At 41.2% G+C, this 3,886-nt stretch carries 4 protein-coding genes; all 4 read left to right on the top strand.

The annotated features are described in order from the left end of the window. The coding region (locus Q8907_13980) for a thiamine pyrophosphate-dependent enzyme (protein MDP4275379.1) at window positions 1-1,375 on the top strand (1,375 nt) is incomplete at its 5' end. Between the two features lie 97 nt (window positions 1,376-1,472). Next, window positions 1,473-2,060: an indolepyruvate oxidoreductase subunit beta gene (locus Q8907_13975; protein MDP4275378.1), complete on the top strand. Its 588-nt coding sequence runs from the start codon at window positions 1,473-1,475 to the stop codon at window positions 2,058-2,060. Window positions 2,061-2,251: 191 nt separating this feature from the next. Next, window positions 2,252-3,760, top strand: a complete 1,509-nt coding sequence (locus tag Q8907_13970; GenBank protein MDP4275377.1) for a DUF4301 family protein — start codon at window positions 2,252-2,254, stop codon at window positions 3,758-3,760. Window positions 3,761-3,790: 30 nt separating this feature from the next. After that, window positions 3,791-3,886 (top strand): DNA-binding response regulator (locus tag Q8907_13965; GenBank protein ID MDP4275376.1); only part of this gene is annotated, 96 nt, incomplete at its 3' end.

Below are 3,886 nucleotides of genomic sequence, written 5' to 3'. Positions count from 1 at the left end.
TATAGTTTGCATGAAGCATGTTGGGTTAAATGTTGCTGCCGATGCCTTTATCAATGCTGCCATTACCGGTATCAACGGGGGATTGGTCGTGCTGGTTGCTGATGACCCTTCCATGCATTCTTCACAAAATGAACAGGACTCACGTTTCTACGGGAAATTTGCCATGATCCCCATCCTCGAACCCCACGACCAGCAGGAAGCATATGACATGGCTTACCATGCGTTCGAATTATCCGAAAAATATAAAACTCCGGTTTTAATGCGTATCCCTACCCGTCTGGCTCATTCACGTGCCGGGGTAAACCGCAAAACCATTATAAATGAGAACCCACTCCGGTTGCCTGCCGATCTGAAACAGTTCATTTTATTGCCTGCTATTGCAAAAATCAGGTACAAAAAGCTTTTGGCTGCTCAAACTTCCTTTAACGAGGAATCAGAAAATTCAGCTTTTAATCAGTATTTTGACGGGGCAGATAAAAGCCTGGGCATCATTGCCTGCGGCATTGCCTACAATTATTACATGGAAAATGCCCATCACTTTCATCTGAATCATCCTGTCTTGAAAATTGGCCAATATCCTTTGCCACAAAAACTAATCAGGCAGATCGTCAAATCCTGCAAGCGTATTCTGGTGCTTGAAGATGGTTATCCTTTTGTTGAAGATCAGTTGAATAATTTCTTAACTGATGACCTTAACATTTCAGGCCGGCTGGATGGATCCCTGCCCCGTGATGGTGAACTTACCCCGGATATTGTAGGCAAAGCACTGGGAATAGAAGCAAGGGAGATCATCCCCGTTCCGGAGCTTGTCATGCCCCGGCCTCCTTCGTTCTGCAAGGGCTGCAGCCATGCAGATACTTACCTTCAGCTGAATGAGGCCTTAAAAGATTATGAAAAAGGCAGGGTATTCTCAGATATCGGATGTTATACCTTAGGTGCTCTGGAGCCCTATAATGCCATCAATTCTTGCGTGGATATGGGCGCTTCCATTACCATGGCAAAGGGCGCTGCAGATGCCGGTTTATCCCCTGTGGTTGCCGTAATTGGGGATTCTACTTTCACTCATTCGGGAATGACCGGTTTGCTGGATATAGTGCTTGAACAAACTCCTGTTACGGTTATTATTTCGGATAACTCGACCACCGGAATGACCGGCGGGCAGAAATCATCCGCAACAGGAAGGCTTGAAAGCATCTGCCGCGGATTGGGCGTCGATCCTGATCATATTAAAGTGATCACCCCACTTCATAGTCATTTTGAGGAGAATGTGGAAATTATCAAAAAGGAAGTCAGTTATCCTGCCCCTTCTGTGATCATTTCCCAACGGGAATGTATACAGACAGCCGCAAGAAGAAAAAGAAAAATGAGGCAATAAAAGACTTATTTAAAAAGAAATAACAGACAAAAACATAATTGATCAGAAGTTTTTTGAATTACCTGGTTGTTAATGGATTTAAATTAATTTTACTGAGATGAAGACAGATATAATTTTAGCAGGAGTGGGAGGTCAGGGTATCTTATCAATAGCTGCCATAATTGGCGCTGCAGCTGTCCGACAAAATTTATTTATCAAGCAGGCCGAAGTTCACGGAATGAGCCAAAGGGGAGGAGCCGTGCAATCCAATTTGCGCCTTTCGGATGAACCCATTGCCTCTGATTTGATTCCTCTTGGTTCTGCCGATTTGATCCTGTCGATGGAGCCCATGGAATCGTTGCGGTATTTGCCCTATTTGTCTAAAACCGGCTGTATCGTGACCAGTACAACCCCTTTGATCAACATCCCCCATTATCCGGAAACTGAAAACATCTTGCAGGAAATCAGAAAACAGCCTCATTATGTAGCTATTGATGCTGATAAAATCGCAACGGATTCCGGAATGCCCCGAGCTTCCAATATGGTCATGCTGGGTGCGGCTTCATCCTTTTTGAAACTTCCCTCTGAGATTCTGGAGGCATCCATAGCTCAATATTTTGAAAAGAAAGATAGCCCCGTAATTGATTCAAATATAAAAGCATTTCAAGCCGGGCAAGACTTTGCCTGGAAAGCAATCAATAAATAAGCCTTATACAATCCGGTCTTTGATTCATTTTATAGAGTAATTTGCATCCCCTGGCCAGAAAATTCCAACTTTTATCAGGCTGGAGTTTTTATTAAGTGTTAATTATTTAGAGGGGAAAATATTTTTTTAAACAAAAAAGATTAATAATTTTATTATCGATTTTTCATGGTTTTATAATAAAATAAAGCATTATGTTTACTCAAAAAGAAATCAATTTCATAGAGTCAAAAGGAATCAGTATTGACGAATTTCAGCAACAGTTGCAACAATTCCAGGCAGGTTTTCCTTTCATAAACATAATTAAGCCGGCAGCAATCAATGAAGGGATAATCAATATGGACCAGAGCATCATTCATCAGTATTCCTACAAGTTTGAAGAAAATTCAAAAACAAAGTCCATTATTAATTTTGTCCCGGCCTCAGGTGCTGCCACACGAATGTTCAAGGATTTGTATGAATATGCAGCCCGGCCTACCGATGAACCCAAACATGAAGTGTTTCGCTTCTTTGAAAATATCTCCAAATTCCCCTTTTATAATGACCTGAAAGATTGTTTGAATAAGGATGATCTTGATCTGGACGATCTTCTTGATCATAAAGAATATTCTACCATAATCGATTATGTTTTGACCCATAAAGGGCTGAATTTAGGGAATAAGCCCAAGGGACTGCTTAAATTTCACCGCTATGATACAGGTTGCCGCACAGCCATTGAAGAGCACCTGGTAGAAACGGTCAGTTATATTACAAGCCTTACCAACACGGTGAATTTGCATTTTACCGTCTCCCCTGAACATGTAAATCAGTTTGTCGAATATATCAACAAAGTTAAAGACAAATATGAGGAGAGGTTTAAAGTACATTACAACATTAGCTTTTCAATACAATCTCCGTCGACCGACAAGATTGCCGTTGATTCCAATAACTTTCCCTTTAGAGATGAAACGGGCAATTTACTTTTCCGGCCTGCCGGGCATGGTGCTTTGCTTTCCAACCTGAACGGATTGGATGCTGATGTCGTTTTCATTAAAAACATTGATAATATTGCCCCTGATCATATCAAAGAATCCACCATACAATATAAAAAAGTTTTAGGCGGCCTTTTATTGAGTTATGAAAAAAAAATATTCAGGTATTTGAACCTGCTTGATGAAGATGCCAACCCGGTTTTACTGGATGAAATTGCCGTCTTTCTGGAAAAAAGGCTGAATGTCATTCCCTCTAAAGATTCTTTGGACGATCAGCAAAGCAGGATTATTTATTTTCGTGAAAAGTTGGATCGTCCCATAAGGGTATGCGGGGTGGTAAAAAATGAAGGGGAACCGGGCGGAGCTCCTTTCTGGGTCGCCAATCAGGATGGGAGCATGTCGCTGCAAATAGTGGAAAGCTCACAAGTTAACCATGAGGACGAAATGCAGGAAATAGTCTTTAGAAATTCCGGCTATTTCAATCCTGTGGATATTGTTTGCGGCTTAAAAAATTACAAAGGGAAGAAATTTAACCTGATGAAGTACTCAGATCCCCTGGCTGGAATTATTACCCGCAAAACCTGGAAAGGTAAGCAAATTAAAGTTCAGGAATTACCCGGGTTGTGGAATGGATCCATGTCTGACTGGAATACTATTTTGGTGGAAGTTCCCATCAGCACCTTCACTCCGGTTAAATCCATCAACGATTTATTGCGCAAAGAACACCAGTAGATACTAATTTGTCAATAACCGAAATCACCCATGGATTACAGCAAATACAAGATTCTTTTAGTTGACGATGAACCGGATATTCTGGAATTTATCAGTTATAATTTGCGTAAAAAAGGTTATGAGATC

Source organism: Bacteroidota bacterium (assembly GCA_030706565.1).
Lineage (GTDB): Bacteria > Bacteroidota > Bacteroidia > Bacteroidales > JAUZOH01 > JAUZOH01.
This window is presented reverse-complemented; position numbering and strand designations above follow the sequence as displayed.